Source organism: Sporofaciens sp. SGI.106 (genome assembly GCF_050314255.1).
GTDB lineage: Bacteria > Bacillota > Clostridia > Lachnospirales > Lachnospiraceae > Claveliimonas.
Window position 1 is genome coordinate 1 of sequence record NZ_JBNPMZ010000061.1, and the last position, 635, is coordinate 635.

At 45.0% G+C, this 635-nt stretch carries 1 protein-coding gene; it reads right to left on the reverse strand.

What is annotated here, in order from left to right:
• Positions 1-635: IS66 family transposase (locus ACQRCC_RS15570; RefSeq protein ID WP_427851658.1), on the reverse strand; the 635-nt coding region annotated here is incomplete at both ends.

Below are 635 nucleotides of genomic sequence, written 5' to 3' on the forward strand. Positions count from 1 at the left end.
GTGGTTTCGGGAAGTGGATTTTCCTTCCTGGCCTGTTCGATAAGTTCATCATACTTCTTATCGAACTTATGATAGTGATAATAGCTCAGAGAATCCTTACCTTTCTCTACCGCTTTATCTTTGACCTTTTTCATTTCCAGTAACAGGTCTATAAATGCAGATGCCCACTTCTGCTCAGGGTGATTTTCATCAATCCCCGTTAATTCACGGAGAAGATGGGCACAGCAGACTGCATGCTGAATATCCGGATAATTCCAGTAGGAAGCCCAGCAGTCATGCATGGCAATCCCTTTGAATTCCGGGAGAACGCCGCATTGCTCCATGCCTGCAGTTCCACGTTTGGGACTGATATCAAGATAGGTGTATTCACAGTTTGAGGCATCATGAACCCACCAGAGTTTTTTGTCCACTCTGGTTCCGGTTTCATCGAAATGTCCAAGTGCGGAACCAATCATCTTGTCTTTGATCTTACCTACTGTTTCACTCAGACTGTCAGCGCATCTTTTAACCATGCTGCTGATCGTTCCTGTTGCAATCGGAATGTTAAATACTCCGGAAAGAATCTCATGGGTGCGTTTGATGCTGACTGCACCTACGGTATTTAATGCAACAGCTAATGCCTGCAGGTTTTCGCC